General features: G+C 69.2%; 14 protein-coding genes, 1 tRNA gene and 1 pseudogene. 10 read left to right on the top strand and 6 right to left on the bottom strand.

What is annotated here, in order from left to right:
• Window positions 1-81: 81 nt before the first annotated feature.
• The 3 genes from AC3ANK_RS06045 to AC3ANK_RS06055 all read right to left on the bottom strand — a co-directional run bounded on the left by AC3ANK_RS06045 (window position 82) and on the right by AC3ANK_RS06055 (window position 2712).
• Entirely contained in the window at window positions 82-1479 is a 1398-nt protein-coding gene (locus AC3ANK_RS06045) for a PhoH family protein (RefSeq protein ID WP_206859365.1), read from the bottom strand.
• 160 nt (window positions 1480-1639) lie between these two features.
• Complete coding sequence (locus AC3ANK_RS06050; protein WP_484172399.1) at window positions 1640-2122, bottom strand: peroxiredoxin; 483 nt, start codon at window positions 2120-2122, stop codon at window positions 1640-1642.
• A gap of 29 nt (window positions 2123-2151) precedes the next feature.
• Complete coding sequence (locus tag AC3ANK_RS06055; protein ID WP_206859362.1) at window positions 2152-2712, bottom strand: glycine cleavage system transcriptional repressor; 561 nt, start codon at window positions 2710-2712, stop codon at window positions 2152-2154.
• 225 nt (window positions 2713-2937) lie between these two features.
• Here AC3ANK_RS06055 and dapA point away from each other — a divergent pair, with 225 nt between their 5' ends.
• Together dapA and AC3ANK_RS06065 are read left to right on the top strand one after the other, a co-directional pair.
• A complete protein-coding gene (dapA, locus tag AC3ANK_RS06060) occupies window positions 2938-3843 on the top strand; it encodes a 4-hydroxy-tetrahydrodipicolinate synthase (RefSeq protein WP_484172400.1) in 906 nt (301 codons plus the stop codon).
• Window positions 3844-3861: 18 nt separating this feature from the next.
• The gene (locus AC3ANK_RS06065) at window positions 3862-4362 is read left to right on the top strand and encodes a hypothetical protein (RefSeq protein ID WP_484172401.1); all 501 of its coding nucleotides are present in this window, start codon (window positions 3862-3864) and stop codon (window positions 4360-4362) included.
• A gap of 168 nt (window positions 4363-4530) precedes the next feature.
• On the opposite strand, the gene fdxA is transcribed toward AC3ANK_RS06065, so the two are convergent.
• Together fdxA and AC3ANK_RS06075 are read right to left on the bottom strand one after the other, a co-directional pair.
• Window positions 4531-4854, bottom strand: a complete 324-nt coding sequence (fdxA, locus tag AC3ANK_RS06070) for a ferredoxin FdxA (RefSeq protein WP_206859357.1) — start codon at window positions 4852-4854, stop codon at window positions 4531-4533.
• Between the two features lie 149 nt (window positions 4855-5003).
• Window positions 5004-5079: transfer RNA gene (locus AC3ANK_RS06075), tRNA-Glu, on the bottom strand.
• 138 nt (window positions 5080-5217) lie between these two features.
• Here AC3ANK_RS06075 and pcnB point away from each other — a divergent pair.
• From pcnB to pgi, 6 genes and pseudogenes are all read left to right on the top strand, one after another.
• A pseudogene (gene pcnB, locus AC3ANK_RS06080) lies at window positions 5218-6519 on the top strand (polynucleotide adenylyltransferase PcnB); the annotation flags it as partial.
• Between the two features lie 9 nt (window positions 6520-6528).
• Complete coding sequence (gene folK, locus AC3ANK_RS06085; RefSeq protein WP_484172402.1) at window positions 6529-7059, top strand: 2-amino-4-hydroxy-6-hydroxymethyldihydropteridine diphosphokinase; 531 nt, start codon at window positions 6529-6531, stop codon at window positions 7057-7059.
• A gap of 24 nt (window positions 7060-7083) precedes the next feature.
• Window positions 7084-7902 (top strand): 3-methyl-2-oxobutanoate hydroxymethyltransferase, encoded by an 819-nt coding sequence (gene panB / locus AC3ANK_RS06090; RefSeq protein WP_484172403.1) that lies wholly within the window; start codon window positions 7084-7086, stop codon window positions 7900-7902.
• Window positions 7903-8047: 145 nt separating this feature from the next.
• Window positions 8048-8896 carry a pantoate--beta-alanine ligase gene (panC, locus tag AC3ANK_RS06095; RefSeq protein ID WP_484172404.1) on the top strand — a complete coding sequence of 283 codons (849 nt, stop codon included), beginning with the start codon at window positions 8048-8050 and terminating at the stop codon, window positions 8894-8896.
• 146 nt (window positions 8897-9042) lie between these two features.
• Complete coding sequence (gene panD / locus AC3ANK_RS06100) at window positions 9043-9423, top strand: aspartate 1-decarboxylase (RefSeq protein ID WP_206859352.1); 381 nt, start codon at window positions 9043-9045, stop codon at window positions 9421-9423.
• 8 nt (window positions 9424-9431) lie between these two features.
• The gene (pgi, locus tag AC3ANK_RS06105; RefSeq protein ID WP_484172405.1) at window positions 9432-10946 is read left to right on the top strand and encodes a glucose-6-phosphate isomerase; all 1515 of its coding nucleotides are present in this window, start codon (window positions 9432-9434) and stop codon (window positions 10944-10946) included.
• A gap of 110 nt (window positions 10947-11056) precedes the next feature.
• Here pgi and queG read toward each other — a convergent pair whose 3' ends face one another.
• On the bottom strand, window positions 11057-12127 hold the full coding sequence (queG, locus tag AC3ANK_RS06110; protein WP_484172849.1) for a tRNA epoxyqueuosine(34) reductase QueG: 1071 nt from the start codon (window positions 12125-12127) through the stop codon (window positions 11057-11059).
• A 52-nt stretch (window positions 12128-12179) separates the two neighbouring features.
• On the opposite strand from queG, the gene AC3ANK_RS06115 reads away from it, so the two are divergent.
• Both AC3ANK_RS06115 and tsaE read left to right on the top strand, forming a co-directional pair.
• Window positions 12180-13694: an NAD(P)H-hydrate dehydratase gene (locus AC3ANK_RS06115; protein WP_484172406.1), complete on the top strand. Its 1515-nt coding sequence runs from the start codon at window positions 12180-12182 to the stop codon at window positions 13692-13694.
• Window positions 13691-14167 carry a tRNA (adenosine(37)-N6)-threonylcarbamoyltransferase complex ATPase subunit type 1 TsaE gene (gene tsaE / locus AC3ANK_RS06120; RefSeq protein WP_484172407.1) on the top strand — a complete coding sequence of 159 codons (477 nt, stop codon included), beginning with the start codon at window positions 13691-13693 and terminating at the stop codon, window positions 14165-14167. Before AC3ANK_RS06115 ends, tsaE begins: the two co-directional genes overlap by 4 nt.
• Window positions 14168-14213 lie beyond the last annotated feature (46 nt).

Below are 14213 nucleotides of genomic sequence, written 5' to 3' on the forward strand. Positions count from 1 at the left end.
GTTCAAGCGCGACAGGCCCCAGGTGCGCTTCGCTTACCCGGGTTACAGGAGCGGCACGGTTTCCTGCAAACACCCAAAGCCCTACAGAACCTCCGACGCATAATCCGCCAACCGCGACCGCTCGCCGCGGCGCAGCGTCACGTGCGCGCTGTGCTCCCAGTTCTTGAAGCGGTCCACCGCGTAGGTCAGGCCCGACGTGGTTTCGGTCAGGTAGGGCGTGTCGATCTGCTCGACGTTGCCCAGGCACACGATCTTCGTGCCCGGGCCGGCGCGCGTGATCAGCGTCTTCATCTGCTTGGGCGTGAGGTTCTGTGCTTCGTCCAGGATCAGCCAGCGGCTCAGGAACGTGCGGCCACGCATGAAGTTCAGCGAGCGGATCTTGATGCGGCTGGCGAGCAGGTCGTTGGTCGCCGCGCGGCCCCAGCTGCCGCCGTCCTGATTGTGCGTGAGCACTTCCAGGTTGTCGGTCAGCGCGCCCATCCACGGCGTCATCTTTTCCTCTTCCGTGCCGGGCAGGAAGCCGATGTCCTCGCCGACGCTCACCGTCGCGCGGGTCATGATGATCTCGCGGTAACGCTGCTGGTCCATCGTCTGCGCCAGGCCCGCGGCCAGCGCGAGCAGGGTCTTGCCGGTGCCGGCGGTGCCGAGCAGGGTGACGAAGTCGATCTCCGGGTCCATCAGCGCGTTGAGCGCGAAATTCTGTTCGCGGTTGCGCGCGGCGATGCCCCACACGGCGTGCTGGTGATGGCGGTAGTCGTCGACGATCTGCAGCACCGCCTTCTCGTCGTCGACGCGCGCGACCTTGAGTTCGGATTCCTCGTCGCCGGGCAGGAAGAGGAACTGGTTGGGGTGGAAGTCGTCCTCGTCCTTGCGGCGGATCTCGTAGAACGTGCGGCCCTTCTCGGTCCACGACTTGAGGTCCTTGCCGTAACGCTGCCAGAAATCCTCCGGCAGCGCGGTGGCGCCGGTGTAGAGCAGGCTGAAGTCGTCGAGCGCGCGGTCGTTCTCGTAATCCTCCGACACGATGCCGGCGATGGACGCCTTGATGCGCAGGTTCACGTCCTTGGAAATGAACACCACCGGCACGCCGGGTTCGGCTTCCTTCAGCGCCAGGATGGAACCCAGGATGTGGTTGTCCGGGATCACCGCGCCGAAGCGCTTGCCCGAATCGAAGTCGCGCGTCTGGAACCGCAGCCGGCCGATGCTCTGCGCGCCGCGCAGCTGCAGGCCCTGCGGGCGGTTGAGCGGGATGCCTTCGGCGATCTTGTCGGTGCCGGCGGCCTCGATCAGCTCGTTGAGGAAGCGGCTGACCTGGCGCGCGTTGCGACTGGCTTCGGAGGTGCCTTTCTTGGCGTTGTCGAGTTCCTCGATGACCTGCATGGGCAGGTAGACATCGTGTTCCTCGAATTTGAACAGCGCGGTCGGGTCGTGCATGAGGACGTTGGTGTCTAGCACGTAGATCCGCTTGCTTCTGGTCATCGACTGCTCCGATGCGGGTGGGACTGCCTGGAGAACGGGGTGTTGCCGTGTGGTGTACTGCTTCGCGGGACGGGAAACCTGACTGCGCCACCGCGCGCGCACGGCGACGCCGCCGTGGCCCGCGGTGCGGGACGGCGGCGTTGCGGGCGGGCGGCGGGGGTCACTGCGTTGCGTGTTCCTTGAGCGAATCGAGCACGGCCTGCGCATGGCCGGGCACTTTCACCGGGCGCCATGACTGGGCGATGACGCCCTTGGGATCGATCAGGAAGGTGCTGCGCTCGACGCCGACGTACTCGCGGCCGTACAGCTTCTTCGGCTTGATCACGCCGAAGGCGTTGCACAGCGCTTCGTCGCCGTCGCTGACGAGGTCGAACTTGAAACCCTGCTTGGCGCAGAAGTTCTGGTGCGACTTGATCGAGTCGCGCGACACGCCCAGCACGGTGGCGCCCAGCTTCCTGAACTTCGGCAGCAGCGCGTTGAAGTCGATGCCTTCGGTGGTGCAGCCGGGCGTGCTGTCCTTCGGGTAGAAGTACAGCACCAGCCAGCCGCCCGCGAAATCCTTCAGTTGCGCGGTTTCGCCGCTGGACAGCGCCAGGGGCAGGGTGGAAACGTTCTTCGGGATTGCGTCGCCGGTATCGAGCATCGTCGTGTGCAGTTCGTATCGCGGGGCGATCAGAACTTCATCGGGTCCATGATCGCGTCGAGGTTGAGGTGGTCGCAGAATTCGAGGAAATCGTCGCGCAGCGCGGCGATGTGCATGCTCGAGGGCACGCCGATGGTGATCTGCGCGGAGAACATCTCCGCGCCGGTCTGCATCGCGCGGTAACGCGAGGAATGCAGGCTTTCGATGGTGATGCCCTGGCGGTCGAAGAAATCGGCCAGCTGGAACAGGATGCCCGGCTTGTCGGCGGCGACCACTTCCACCACGTACGGCAGCAGGTTCGACTGCACCTGCTTGGCGCCGGTGCGGTACCACACCAGCTTCAGGCCTTCCTCGCGCTCCAGGCGCGTGAGCATGGCTTCCAGCTTGGCGACCGCGTCCCACGAACCCACGGCGAGCGTGGTCACCGACACGTCGCGGCCGACGGTGGCCAGGCGCGCGTCCACCAGATTGCAGCCCGAATCGGCGATGCGGCGCGTCACCGAAAGCAGCGGCGACTCCGGATGCGTCGTGTAGGCGTTGATCAGGAGGTGGTTTTCGTTCGGCGACGGCCGGGATGCGGAATCGGTCAAGGCGGCGCCTGTCCTGGTGAGCCTGGGCTCGGATACTGAATGGTGGCCCGTGAGGGGCCCGTGCTTGGCGGGGAGCATACTTGCCCGCGCTTTCGGGCCGCAAGTAACATCTCAAGGCGCTGTGCGCGCGTTCGACATCGTTCGAACGCCCGCTCCGACGCTTCGACCAACCCCCGCGCGCACCGGCGCGGACTTCCCAGCAAACGCGGCCTCGGACCTTCGACCTTGCGACTTTCCGGCAGCATCACCGCGCTGGCCACGCCTTTCACCGCGGCCGGCGAAATCGATCTCGACGCATGGAACCGGCTGCTCGACGCGCAGCTCGCGGCCGGCACCCAGGCCATCGTCGTGGCCGGCTCGACCGGCGAGGCGGTGGCGTTGTACGACGCCGAATACGACACGCTGCTGCGCACCGCGGTGGAGCGCGTGGGCGGACGCATTCCGGTCCTGGCCGGCACCGGCCTTTCGAACACCGCCAAGACGATCGAACTCACCCGTCGCGTCGCCGCGCTCGGCGCCGATGCCGCGCTGGTGGTGACGCCGCCTTACGTGCGCCCGACCCAGGCCGGCCTGGTCGCGCACTACCGCGCCATCGCCGACGACGGCGCGCTGCCGGTCGTCCTGTACAACGTGCCCGGCCGCACCGGCGGCGACCTGCTGCCGGAAACCGTGGCCGAACTCGTCGCGCATCCGCGCATCGTCGGCATCAAGGAAGCGCGCAGCGAACCCGAGCGCATGGCCGCGCTGCTGGCGCTGCGCAGCGAGGATTTCGCGGTCCTCAGCGGCGACGATCCGACCGCGTGCCGCGCGATGTTCGCCGGCGCCGACGGCGTCATCTCGGTGGCTTCGAACGTGGTGCCGCATGCGTTCCGCAGGCTCGCCGACCTGGCGCGTGCCGGCCAGCGCGATGCCGCGCTCGCACTGGATGCGCGCCTGCAGACGACCTACGACTTCCTAGGCGTCGAGCCCAACCCGATCCCCGTCAAGGCGCTGCTGGCGCGACAGGGCATCGGCCATGGGCTGCGCCTGCCGCTGCTGCCGCTCTCGGCCGCACATGCCGGCACCGCCGCGGCCATCGCCGCGCTGGTGGCCGAACTCGAACTGGAATGCCGCGAATCGCTCGTGGCCTGAACCCTGCAGGAGACCTACATGCGTCCTAACGTTTCGATGTCCCGCGCCGCCGTGGCCGGCCTGTTGCTGGCGGGCGTCGCGCTCGGCTCCGGCTGCAGCTGGTTCCGCAAGGGCAGCGACCTCTACGCGCAGAGCCCGGAAACGCGCCCGCTCGAAGTCCCGCCGGACCTGGACCTGCCGCGCACCGACACCGCCGTGAACGTGCCTTCGGCCGCCGCCCGCCAGGCGGTGGAGTCCGGCCAGGCCTCGGGCGGCTTCGGCATGGCGACCAACCGCGAGGACGCCTTCGCCAAGGTCGGCGAAGCGCTGGCCGCGGTGCAGGGCGTGACCATCACCAGCCGGGCGGAAGCGCTGGGCGTGTACGACGTCAGCTACGAGGGGGCCAATTTCCTCGTGCGCGTCGCCGGCGCCGACACCGGTGCGTACGTGACCGCCGTCGATCCGCGCGGCCTGCCGGCCACGGGCGCGGCGCCGAAGAAGCTCATCGACACGCTGCGCACGGCGCTCGGCGTGCAGTAAGCGGCGCGTCAGCCATGAAACGCGAAACGGGCGCCGGATGGCGCCCGTTTTCGTTTGCGACGTTGCTGCCTTTGTAGCCCGGGTAAGCGAAGCGCACCCGGGTCGAACGATGGCTGCCGCGCTATCCCCGGGTGCGCTTCGCTTACCGGGCTACAAGAGCACGGCGCCTCAGCGCTCCAGCAGATCCAGCTTCCCCGGCTTGCCTTCCCACTCCTTGGCGTCCGGCAACGGGTCCTTGCGCGTGGTGATCACCGGCCAGGCCTTCGACAGCTCGGCATTGAGCGCGACGTAGACCTCCTGGCCGGCGGGCACGTCGTCCTCGGGGTAGATCGCGTTGATCGGGCATTCCGGCTCGCACAGGGTGCAGTCGATGCACTCGTCCGGATCGATAACCAGGAAGTTCGGGCCCTCGTGGAAACAGTCGACCGGGCACACCTCCACGCAGTCGGTGTACTTGCACTTGATGCAGTTCTCGGTGACGACGAAGGGCATGACGATGGTTCCGTGAAGATGGCGCGCGAACGGGCGCGCCGCATCGCGCTAGTTTAGCGATTCGCCGGCGCGGGCCCCAACCCGTCCTTGGCGGATGGGCCCGGTGAGGCAAAGAAAAAGCCCGCGCATCGCTGCGCGGGCTTCGGAATTGGTACTCCCAACGGGATTCGAACCCGTGTTACTGCCTTGAGAGGGCGGTGTCCTAGGCCTCTAGACGATGGGAGCTTTGGAGCGGTGAACCCCGCGCAGGCTCTCAACACAACGCGGCTTGCTAGTATATGCGGCGCTGTTGCCGGCGGCAACGGCCTACTTTCCAAGGACCCGCGGCGCGCCCGCCTGATGCAACCCGACATCCGACCCCAATTGCAGATCATCCCGCGCGACCAGCACAACGTCTCGCGCCGCGACATCAGCCCCAACGCCCTGCGCGTGCTCTACCGGCTGCGGGAAGGCGGTTTCGACGCCTACCTGGTCGGCGGCGCCGTGCGCGACCTGCTCATCGGCGGCCACCCGAAGGACTTCGACGTCGCCACCAACGCCACGCCGGAAGAGGTCAAGGGCCTGTTCCGCAACTGCCGCCTGATCGGCCGCCGCTTCCGCCTGGCGCACGTGGTCTACGGCCGCGAGATCATCGAAGTGGCGACGTTCCGCGCCAACAGCGACGACGGCAGCGGCGACCGCGAGCTGCACGAAGGCGGGCGCGTGCTGCGCGACAACGTGTACGGCACGATCGAGGAGGACGCGATCCGCCGCGACTTCACCGCCAACGCGCTGTATTACGCGATCGAGGACTTCTCGGTGCGCGACTACACCGGCGGTTTCGACGACGTGCGCAACCGGCTGATGCGCCTGATCGGCGATCCGGAGACGCGCTACCGCGAAGACCCAGTGCGCATGCTGCGCGCGGTGCGGCTGGCGGCGAAGCTGGATTTCGAGATCGAGGACGCGACCGCCAGGCCCATCCCGCAACTGGCGCCGCTGCTGCGCGAGGCGGCGCCGGCACGGTTGTTCGAGGAATGCCTGAAGCTGTTCCTCTCCGGCCATGCGGTGAAGAGTTTCCTGGGGCTGGAGCGCCACGGCCTGCTGCCGGCGCTGTTGCCGGAAACCGCCGCCGCGTTGAAGTCCAACCGCAGCGGCGCGCTGCGTCGCATGCTGCTGGCCGGCCTGCGGGGCACCGATGCGCGCGTGGCGAACGACGAGCCGGTGTCGCCGGCGTTCCTGTTCGCGCTGCTGCTGTGGCCGGCGTACTGCCGCGCCCTGATCTCGCTGCAGGCGCAGGGCGTGCACGCCGCCGAGGCGCAGCGTCGCGCGGCCGACCGCGTCACCGTGCACCAGTTGGAAACCATCGCGCTGCCGCGTCGTTTCTCGCTGCCGATGCAGGAAATCTGGCTGCTGCAGTCGCGGTTCTCGCAGCGCCAGCGCAAGCGCGTGTTCCGCACGCTCGCGCATCCGCGGTTCCGCGCGGCGTTCGACTTCCTCAACCTGCGGCTGGCCGCATCCGACGAGCACGCCGAGGACGTCGCGTTCTGGCGCGAGGCGCAGACCAATCCGGGCGACGCGCTGGCCGCGCAGCTCGACGCGCATCGCGAATCCGAGTCGACCGAGGAAGGCGACGCGCCGCGCAAGCGCCGTCGCCGTCGCCGCAAGACCGCGAACGGCGAATAACCCGGGCGAATGAACGAAGCGCACCCGTGCCCGGCCTTCATCGGCCTGGGCAGCAACCTCGGCGACAGCGTCGCCACGCTGAGAGCGGCGCTGCGGGCGCTCGACGCGCTGCCTGACACTCGCCTCGTGCGTGCCTCGAAGCTGTATCGCACGCCCGCCTGGGGCGTGACCGAACAGCCGGACTTCATCAACGCCGTCGCGATGCTGCACACCCGCCGCGCGCCGCGCCGGTTGCTGGAGGACCTGCTGGAGATCGAGCGCCATGCCGGCCGCCAGCGCCTGGCCGATGGCAGCGATCGCTGGGGCCCGCGCACGCTCGACCTCGACCTGCTGCTCTACGGCGAGACGCGCATCGACGAACCCGGCCTGCACGTCCCGCACCCGCGCCTGCACGAGCGCGCCTTCGTGCTGGTGCCGCTGGCCGAAATCGCGCCGGACGCGTGCATCCCCGGCGTCGGCACCGCCGCACAGGCGCTGTCGAGGATGGCACCGGCGCAGGTCGAGGGGGTAACGTATGCGGACCCCCTCGACTCCGCCTGAGCGTTCGCGCCAGCGCACATCCCCATGTACAGCGGAACGCCGAACGAAAAGCCCTGGACCGTGCCCGCGCTCGCGCAGGCCAAGCGCGACGGCCGCAAGCTGGTCATGCTGACCTGCTACGACGCCGGGTTCGCCCGCACGATGGATGACGCCGGTATCGACCTGGTGCTGATCGGCGACTCGCTGGGCATGGTGGTGCAGGGCCACGACAGCACGCTGCCGGTGACGGTGGCCGATGTCGCCTATCACACCGCCTGCGTCGCTCGCGGACTCGGCAAGGCGCTGCTGATCGCCGACCTGCCGTTCGGCGCGGACGCCACGCCGGAACGCGCGCTGGAGGCATCCATCCGGCTGCTCCAGGCGGGTGCGACGATGGTCAAGCTGGAAGGCGCCGCGCACAAGCTGGACGTGATCCGCTTCCTGGTCGATCGCGAGATTCCCGTCTGCGCGCATCTCGGCCTGACGCCACAGTCGGTGCTGCGCCTGGGCGGCTACAAGGTGCAGGGGCGCGACGAGGCTGCCGCCAGGCGCCTGCGCGAAGACGCGCGCGCCGTGCAGGAGGCGGGCGCGACGCTGCTGGTGCTCGAATGCGTGCCGACGCCGGTCGCCGCGGCGATCACCGGTGATCTGGACATTCCCACCATCGGCATCGGCGCCGGTCCGCAGTGCGATGGCCAGGTGCTGGTGCTGCACGACCTGCTCGGCGTGAACTCCGGCCATCGCCGTCCGCGCTTCGTGAAGGATTTCCTTGCCGAAGGCGGTTCGATCGCAGGCGCCTTCGCCGCGTATGCGCAGGCGGTGCGGGACGGCTCGTTCCCGGATCCCGGGCATTCGTACGCCTGACCGCAGGATTGGGCGGACAAGCCGATAGAAGCGGATGAAGGCGGGGCGGTCGCACAGCGATTCATCGTCCCGTTCCGCGTGTCGCTTCGCCTTGCCCGTGTGATCCGTGCTCCTTCCGTGTAATCCGCGTCCAGAACACTCCGACATGATCGAAACCTTCACCGACCTCGACCCGCTGCGCGAACGCGTGCGCGGCTGGAAGCGCGATGGCCTGCGCATCGCCTTCGTTCCCACGATGGGCAACCTGCACGCCGGGCATTTCTCGCTGGTGAAGCGCGCGCGCGAACTCGCCGACCGCGTGGTCGCCAGCGTGTTCGTCAATCCGACGCAGTTCGGGCCGAACGAGGATTTCGCGCGCTATCCGCGCACGCCGCAGGCCGATGCGGACGGACTGGACGCGGCCGGTTGCGATGCGATGTGGCTGCCGTCGGTGGAAACCATGTACCCGTACGGCGTGGAAGCGACCGTGCGCGTGCAGGTGCCCGGCGTCACCAGCACGCTGGAAGGCGCGCACCGGCCGGGCCATTTCGATGGCGTGGCCACCGTGGTTTCGCGGCTGTTCAACCAGGTGCAGCCGGACGTCGCGGTGTTCGGTCGCAAGGACTACCAGCAGCTCGCCGTCGTGCGTTACATGGTGCGCGACCTGGCGTTTCCGATCGAGGTGGTCGGCGCCGACATCGTGCGCGAGGCGAACGGGCTGGCGATGAGTTCGCGCAACCAGTACCTGTCCGCCGGGGAACGCGCGCAGGCGGCGGAGATCAGCCGCTGCCTGGCGGCGATGGCGCAGGCGCTGCGCGATGGCCAGCCCCGCGAGGCGGTCGAGAGCCAAGCGGACGAGCGCCTGGCCGCCGCCGGGTTCGTCCCGGATTACGCCGTCGTTCGCCGGCCCGACCTGACCGAACCGGCGGCCGGTGAAACCGGTTCCATGGTCGCGCTGATCGCGGCCCGGCTCGGCCGGACCCGCCTGATCGACAACCTCGAGTTCACGGTCTGAACGGGCGCGCCGCGGTGATCCGGAGCGTTCCAGCGCCGGCGCCAATCGCGAAGGCCGGATGATGTTGCACCGCGCCATGCGCTGCTAGACTTGCCCAAATCCCTTGCACGCCCGGCGCCCGAGCGCTGCGGCCGGAGCCGAACCCCATGCAACTGAACATCCTCAAGGCCAAGATCCACCGCGCCACGGTGACCCACGCCGAGCTGCATTACGAAGGCTCGTGCGCGATCGACGGCCGCCTGCTCGACATCTCCGGCATCCGCGAATACGAGCAGATCCACATCTACAACGTGAACAACGGCCAGCGCTTCGTCACCTACGCCATCCGCGGCGAAGAGGGCAGCGGCGTGATCTCGGTGAACGGCGCCGCCGCGCACTGCGCGCAGCCCGGGGACCTCGTGATCATCTGCGCCTACGGCGTGTGCGACGAGGCCGAAGCGGCCAAGTACAAGCCGACGCTGGTGTACGTCGACCGCGACAACGCGCTGACGCACACGAACCGTTCGATGCCGGCCCAGGCGGCCTGACCCCGCCCATGGATGCCGCCGCCCGTCTGAGCCAGCTCCGCGCCCAGGCCGGGCGCGTCGTCCAGACCCCGCTTGCGAAGCTGATCGCCGGCGATCCGGCGCGCGCGCAGGAGTTCGCGCTGCGCGTCGGCCCGATCTACGCCAACTTCGCCCGCCAGCATTACGACCGCGACGCGTTCGCCGCGTTGTTCGCACTCGCGCAGTCGGTCGATGCCCCCGCGCGACTGAAGGCGCTGTTCGACGGCGAGAAGATCAACCTCACCGAAGGCCGCAGCGTGCTGCACACGTCGCTGCGCAGCGACCTGTCGGACGCGCCCGTCGCAAAGGCGGCCCACGCGCAGGCGCTCGAAGCGCGCACGCGGATGCGCGCGCTGGTCGAATCGCTTTCCAGCAGCGGCATCACCGACGTTGTCAGCGTCGGCATCGGCGGCTCCGATCTCGGTCCGCGCCTGGCCGTGGATGCATTGGGCGGCGCGAAGCCCGGCCGCCTGCGCGTGCATTTCCTCAGCAACGTCGACGGCCATGCGGCGCAGCGCGTGCTGGCCGGGCTCGATCCCGCGCGCACCGCCGCGGTGCTGATTTCCAAGACCTTCGGCACGCAGGAAACGCTGCTCAACGGCGCGATCCTGCGCGACTGGCTCGGCGGCACGGAGCGGCTGTACGCCGTGTCGGCGAACGTCGAGCGTGCGGCGCAGACGTTCTCGATTCCCGCCGAACGCATCCTGCCGATGTGGGACTGGGTCGGCGGCCGTTATTCGCTGTGGTCGGCGGTGGGTTTACCGATCGCGCTGGCGATCGGCATGGACGCCTTCGAGCAGATGCTCGCGGGCGCCGCCGAAATGGACGCGCACGTCCTGCGCACGCCGGCCGAATCGAACCTTGCGTTCTGGCACGCGCTGACCGGCGTGTGGAACCGCAACGGCCTGGGCTATTCGACGCAGGCCGTGCTGCCGTACGACGAACGCCTGAAGCTGCTGTCGAACTACCTGCAGCAGTTGGTGATGGAAAGCCTCGGCAAGTCCACGCGCACCGACGGCACGCCGGTCGGCGTGGAAACCGTGCCGGTATGGTGGGGCGGCGCCGGCACCGACACGCAGCACAGCTTCTTCCAGGCGCTGCACCAGGGCACGTCGATCGTGCCTGCGGACTTCATCGGTGTGATCCGCGCCGATGCGCCGTATCCGCAGAACCATCGCGCGCTGCAGGCCAACCTGCTCGCGCAGACCGAAGCGTTCGCGAACGGCCAGGCGAGCGACGACCCGCACCGCGCGTACGCCGGCGGTCGCCCGACGACGACGATCCTGCTCGACGCACTGACGCCGCACAGCTTCGGCGCGCTGCTCGCGCTGTACGAACACAGCGTGTACCTGCAGTCGCTGGTGTGGGGCATCAACGCCTTCGACCAGTTCGGCGTGGAGCTGGGCAAGCAGGTCGCGAACCGGCTGCTGCCGGCGCTGGAAGGTCAGGCGCAGGCGGACGATCCGGTGACGCGCGCGTTGCTGGAACAGCTGCGCGGCCGATAGCGGACGCATTCGTAGCAAGGTTCCTGTAGCCCGGGTAAGCGCAGCGCACCCGGATCGTGCGCCAAAGTCCCCGGGTGCGCTTCGCTTACCCGGGCTACACAAGCGCGGCGTCAGCTCGCCGGACCCACCCCATGCCGCCGCAGCGCCCACTCGATGTGCTCGCGCACCATCGGGCTCGCGGACGCCCATCGCCCACGCAGCGCGCCGATCACCTCCGGCGTCGAGGGTGCATTCCCCAGCGCGACGGCGATATTCCGCAACCACCGTTCATGCCCGCTGCGACGGATCGCCGAACCCTCCGTGCGTTGCAGGAACTCCTCCTCGCTCCACGCGAACAGATCCACCAGCGTCGCCTTGTCCAGGTCGTTGCGTACGCGGAAATCCGGCTCGTCCGTGCGTTGGGCGAACTTGTTCCAGGGGCACGCCAGCTGGCAGTCGTCGCAACCGAAGATGCGGTTGCCGATCGGCGCGCGCAGGTCTTCGGGAATCGCGCCTTCGTGCTCGATCGTGAGATACGCGATGCAGCGCCGCGCATCCAGCCGGTACGGCGCGACGATCGCCTGCGTCGGGCATATGTCGATGCAGCGCCGGCACGTGCCGCAGTGCGCGCTCGCGGGCGCGTCGATCGGCAGCGGCAGGTCGACGTAGATCTCGCCGAGGAAGAAGAAAGAACCGCCGTCCTTGTCGATCAGGCAGGTGTGCTTGCCGATCCAGCCAAGTCCCGCGTTGCGCGCGAGCGCGCGCTCCAGCACCGGTGCCGAATCGACGAACACGCGATGGCCGAACGGACCGACGACCTCGGCGATACGGTCGGCGAGGCGTTGCAGGCGCTGGCGCATGAGCTTGTGGTAATCGCGGCCCAGCGCGTAACGCGCGACGTACGCGCGTTCGGCGTTGTCGAGCGTGGCCCAGGCTTCATCGGTGTCGCGCCCGTAATCGAGGCCGACCGAGATCACGCGCACCGTACCCGGATGCAGTTCGTGCGGACGCGCGCGCAGTTCGCCATGGCGCGCCATCCAGTCCATCGAACCGTACAGCCCCTGCGCGAGCCAGTCGCGCAGGTGCGCTTCGTCCTCGCCGAGTTCGACGCCGGCGATGCCGCAGCGCTGGAAGCCGAACTCGCGAGCCAGTTCGCGCACGCGCGCAGCCAGCGCGCCGTAATCGGGCGCGGGGGCGGGCAGGGACGGGGGCGAAGCGGCGGGATTCACGGCATGCCAAGTATAGAATCGCGCGATGGCCCACGCCGCCCATCCCTCCCACGCGCTGTTCGACGCCGCCGCGCTGCGCCGGCTGGAGGCGCGCGCGACGCAGCGCCTGGGCGACGGGTTCGAACTGATGCGCCGCGCCGGCCAGGCCGCATGGCGCGATCTCCTCATGCGCTGGCCGCAGGCGATGCGGATCGTCGTCGTGTGCGGCCCCGGCAACAACGGGGGAGACGGCTACGTGCTCGCACGCCACGCGCGCGAGTCCGGACGCGACGTGCGCGTCGTCCGTCTGCCTGAACACGCTCCGCGAAGCGAACTCGCCCGTCGTGCCGCCGATGAATACGCGCAATGCGGCGGCGCGAACGAAATGTTCGAACACGCCTTGCCGCCGTGCGACGTCGTCATCGACGCGCTGTTCGGCATCGGCTTCGCACGCGCGCCGGATGCGGCGACGCGGGCGCTGATCGCCGCGATGAACGCGAGCCGTGCGCCGGTGTACGCGCTCGACGTTCCCAGCGGCATCGATGCCGATCGCGGCGGCGCGCCGGGCGAGGCGGTGATCGCCGCGCGCACGATCGAATTCATCGCGCCCAAAGCCGGGTTGCGCACCGGTGTCGCGCTCGATCATGCCGGCACGCTGGCGCTCGCATCGCTCGATCTCGAACCCGCCGATTTCGACGGCGTCGCCGCCATCGCCGAACGCCTCGCCGCAGCCGATCTGCCGCGCTGGCTCGCGCCGCGTCCGCGCGACAGCCACAAGGGCCGCAACGGCCGCGTGCTGTGCATTGGCGGGGATCACGGCAGCGGCGGCGCGATCATGCTCTGCGCGGAAGCGGCACTGCGCAGCGGTGCGGGACTGGTGGAAGCCGCCACGCGCGAACGTCACGTCGCGCCGCTGCTCGCGCGATTGCCCGAAGCGATGGCGCACGACGTCGGCGATGCCGATGCGCTGCATGCCGCGCTCGATCGCGCGGATGCGGTCGCGCTCGGCCCCGGGCTCGGGCAGGGCCCATGGAGCCTGCCGCTGTACGAGCGCGCGATCGCCAGCGGAAAGCCGCTGCTGCTCGATGCCGATGCGTTGAACCTGCTGGCGACGCGCCCGTTCGCGTTGCCGGCCGATGCGGTGATCACGCCCCATCCGGGCGAAGCAGCGCGCCTGCTCGATGCGAACACCGCCGACATCCAGCGCGATCGCTTCGCCGCCGCACGTGCGTTGTGCGATCGCTATGCGTGCGTGGTCGTGCTCAAGGGTGCGGGCACGATAGTCGCCGCCGCGCACGAAACGCCGCGCGTGATCGGCGCAGGCAATCCCGGCATGGCGGTCGGCGGCATGGGCGACGTGCTCAGCGGCGTGATCGCCGCACTGCGCGCGCAGGGGCTGAACGCCTTCGATGCCGCCGCGTGCGGCGCGCTGCTGCATTCGGCGGCGGGCGACGCCGCCGCGCACGACGGCGGCGAACGCGGCCTGCTTCCCAGCGATCTCATGCCGTGGTTGCGGCATTTCGCCAATCCAGAACCGTACGTCCCGGAGCCGATGCGATGACCGAACTGTGGTTGCCCGATGCCGATGCCACCGACGCGTTGGGCGCGCGCCTGGCGTTGACGCGTCCCGCGCAGGCGGTGGTGCATCTGCACGGCGACCTGGGCGCGGGCAAGTCGACGATCGCGCGTGCGTTGTTGCGCGCGCTTGGCGTGCAGGGCGCGATCCGCAGTCCGACGTACACGCTGGTCGAACGTTATCCCTTGGCCGATGGCGGCGAGGCGTGGCATCTGGATCTCTATCGCATCGCCGATCCTGGCGAGCTGGAATTCCTCGGTCTCGACGGCGCGGAAGTGCGGCTGTGGCTGGTCGAATGGCCGGAGCGGGGCGTCGGTGCGCTGCCGGCGCCGGACCTGACCGTCGAGCTGTCCATGCGTGGACCGGGGCGGATCGCCCGCCTGCACCCGGGCTCGCCGATCGGCGACGCCTGGGCCGGGCGGGTGTCTTCGGGGCACGAAGTTGCGGACGACTCCTGAACGGATTTGCAGGAAAAGTCGCCAGGTGCCGGATTCGTAAGGGAAA

This window comes from Lysobacter sp. SCRH-1R, assembly GCF_057747855.1.

What these genes read in the sequence shown, in the direction of transcription:
- AC3ANK_RS06065 (WP_484172401.1), top strand. Translation starts at nt 3,862, where the DNA reads ATGCGTCCTAACGTTTCGATGTCCCGCGCCGCCGTGGCCGGCCTGTTG.
- panD (WP_206859352.1), top strand. Translation starts at nt 9,043, where the DNA reads ATGCAACTGAACATCCTCAAGGCCAAGATCCACCGCGCCACGGTGACC.
- panC (WP_484172404.1), top strand. Translation starts at nt 8,048, where the DNA reads ATGATCGAAACCTTCACCGACCTCGACCCGCTGCGCGAACGCGTGCGC.
- pgi (WP_484172405.1), top strand. Translation starts at nt 9,432, where the DNA reads ATGGATGCCGCCGCCCGTCTGAGCCAGCTCCGCGCCCAGGCCGGGCGC.
- AC3ANK_RS06115 (WP_484172406.1), top strand. Translation starts at nt 12,180, where the DNA reads ATGGCCCACGCCGCCCATCCCTCCCACGCGCTGTTCGACGCCGCCGCG.
- panB (WP_484172403.1), top strand. Translation starts at nt 7,084, where the DNA reads ATGTACAGCGGAACGCCGAACGAAAAGCCCTGGACCGTGCCCGCGCTC.
- AC3ANK_RS06050 (WP_484172399.1), bottom strand. Translation starts at nt 2,122, where the DNA reads ATGCTCGATACCGGCGACGCAATCCCGAAGAACGTTTCCACCCTGCCC.
- AC3ANK_RS06045 (WP_206859365.1), bottom strand. Translation starts at nt 1,479, where the DNA reads ATGACCAGAAGCAAGCGGATCTACGTGCTAGACACCAACGTCCTCATG.
- fdxA (WP_206859357.1), bottom strand. Translation starts at nt 4,854, where the DNA reads ATGCCCTTCGTCGTCACCGAGAACTGCATCAAGTGCAAGTACACCGAC.
- tsaE (WP_484172407.1), top strand. Translation starts at nt 13,691, where the DNA reads ATGACCGAACTGTGGTTGCCCGATGCCGATGCCACCGACGCGTTGGGC.
- folK (WP_484172402.1), top strand. Translation starts at nt 6,529, where the DNA reads ATGAACGAAGCGCACCCGTGCCCGGCCTTCATCGGCCTGGGCAGCAAC.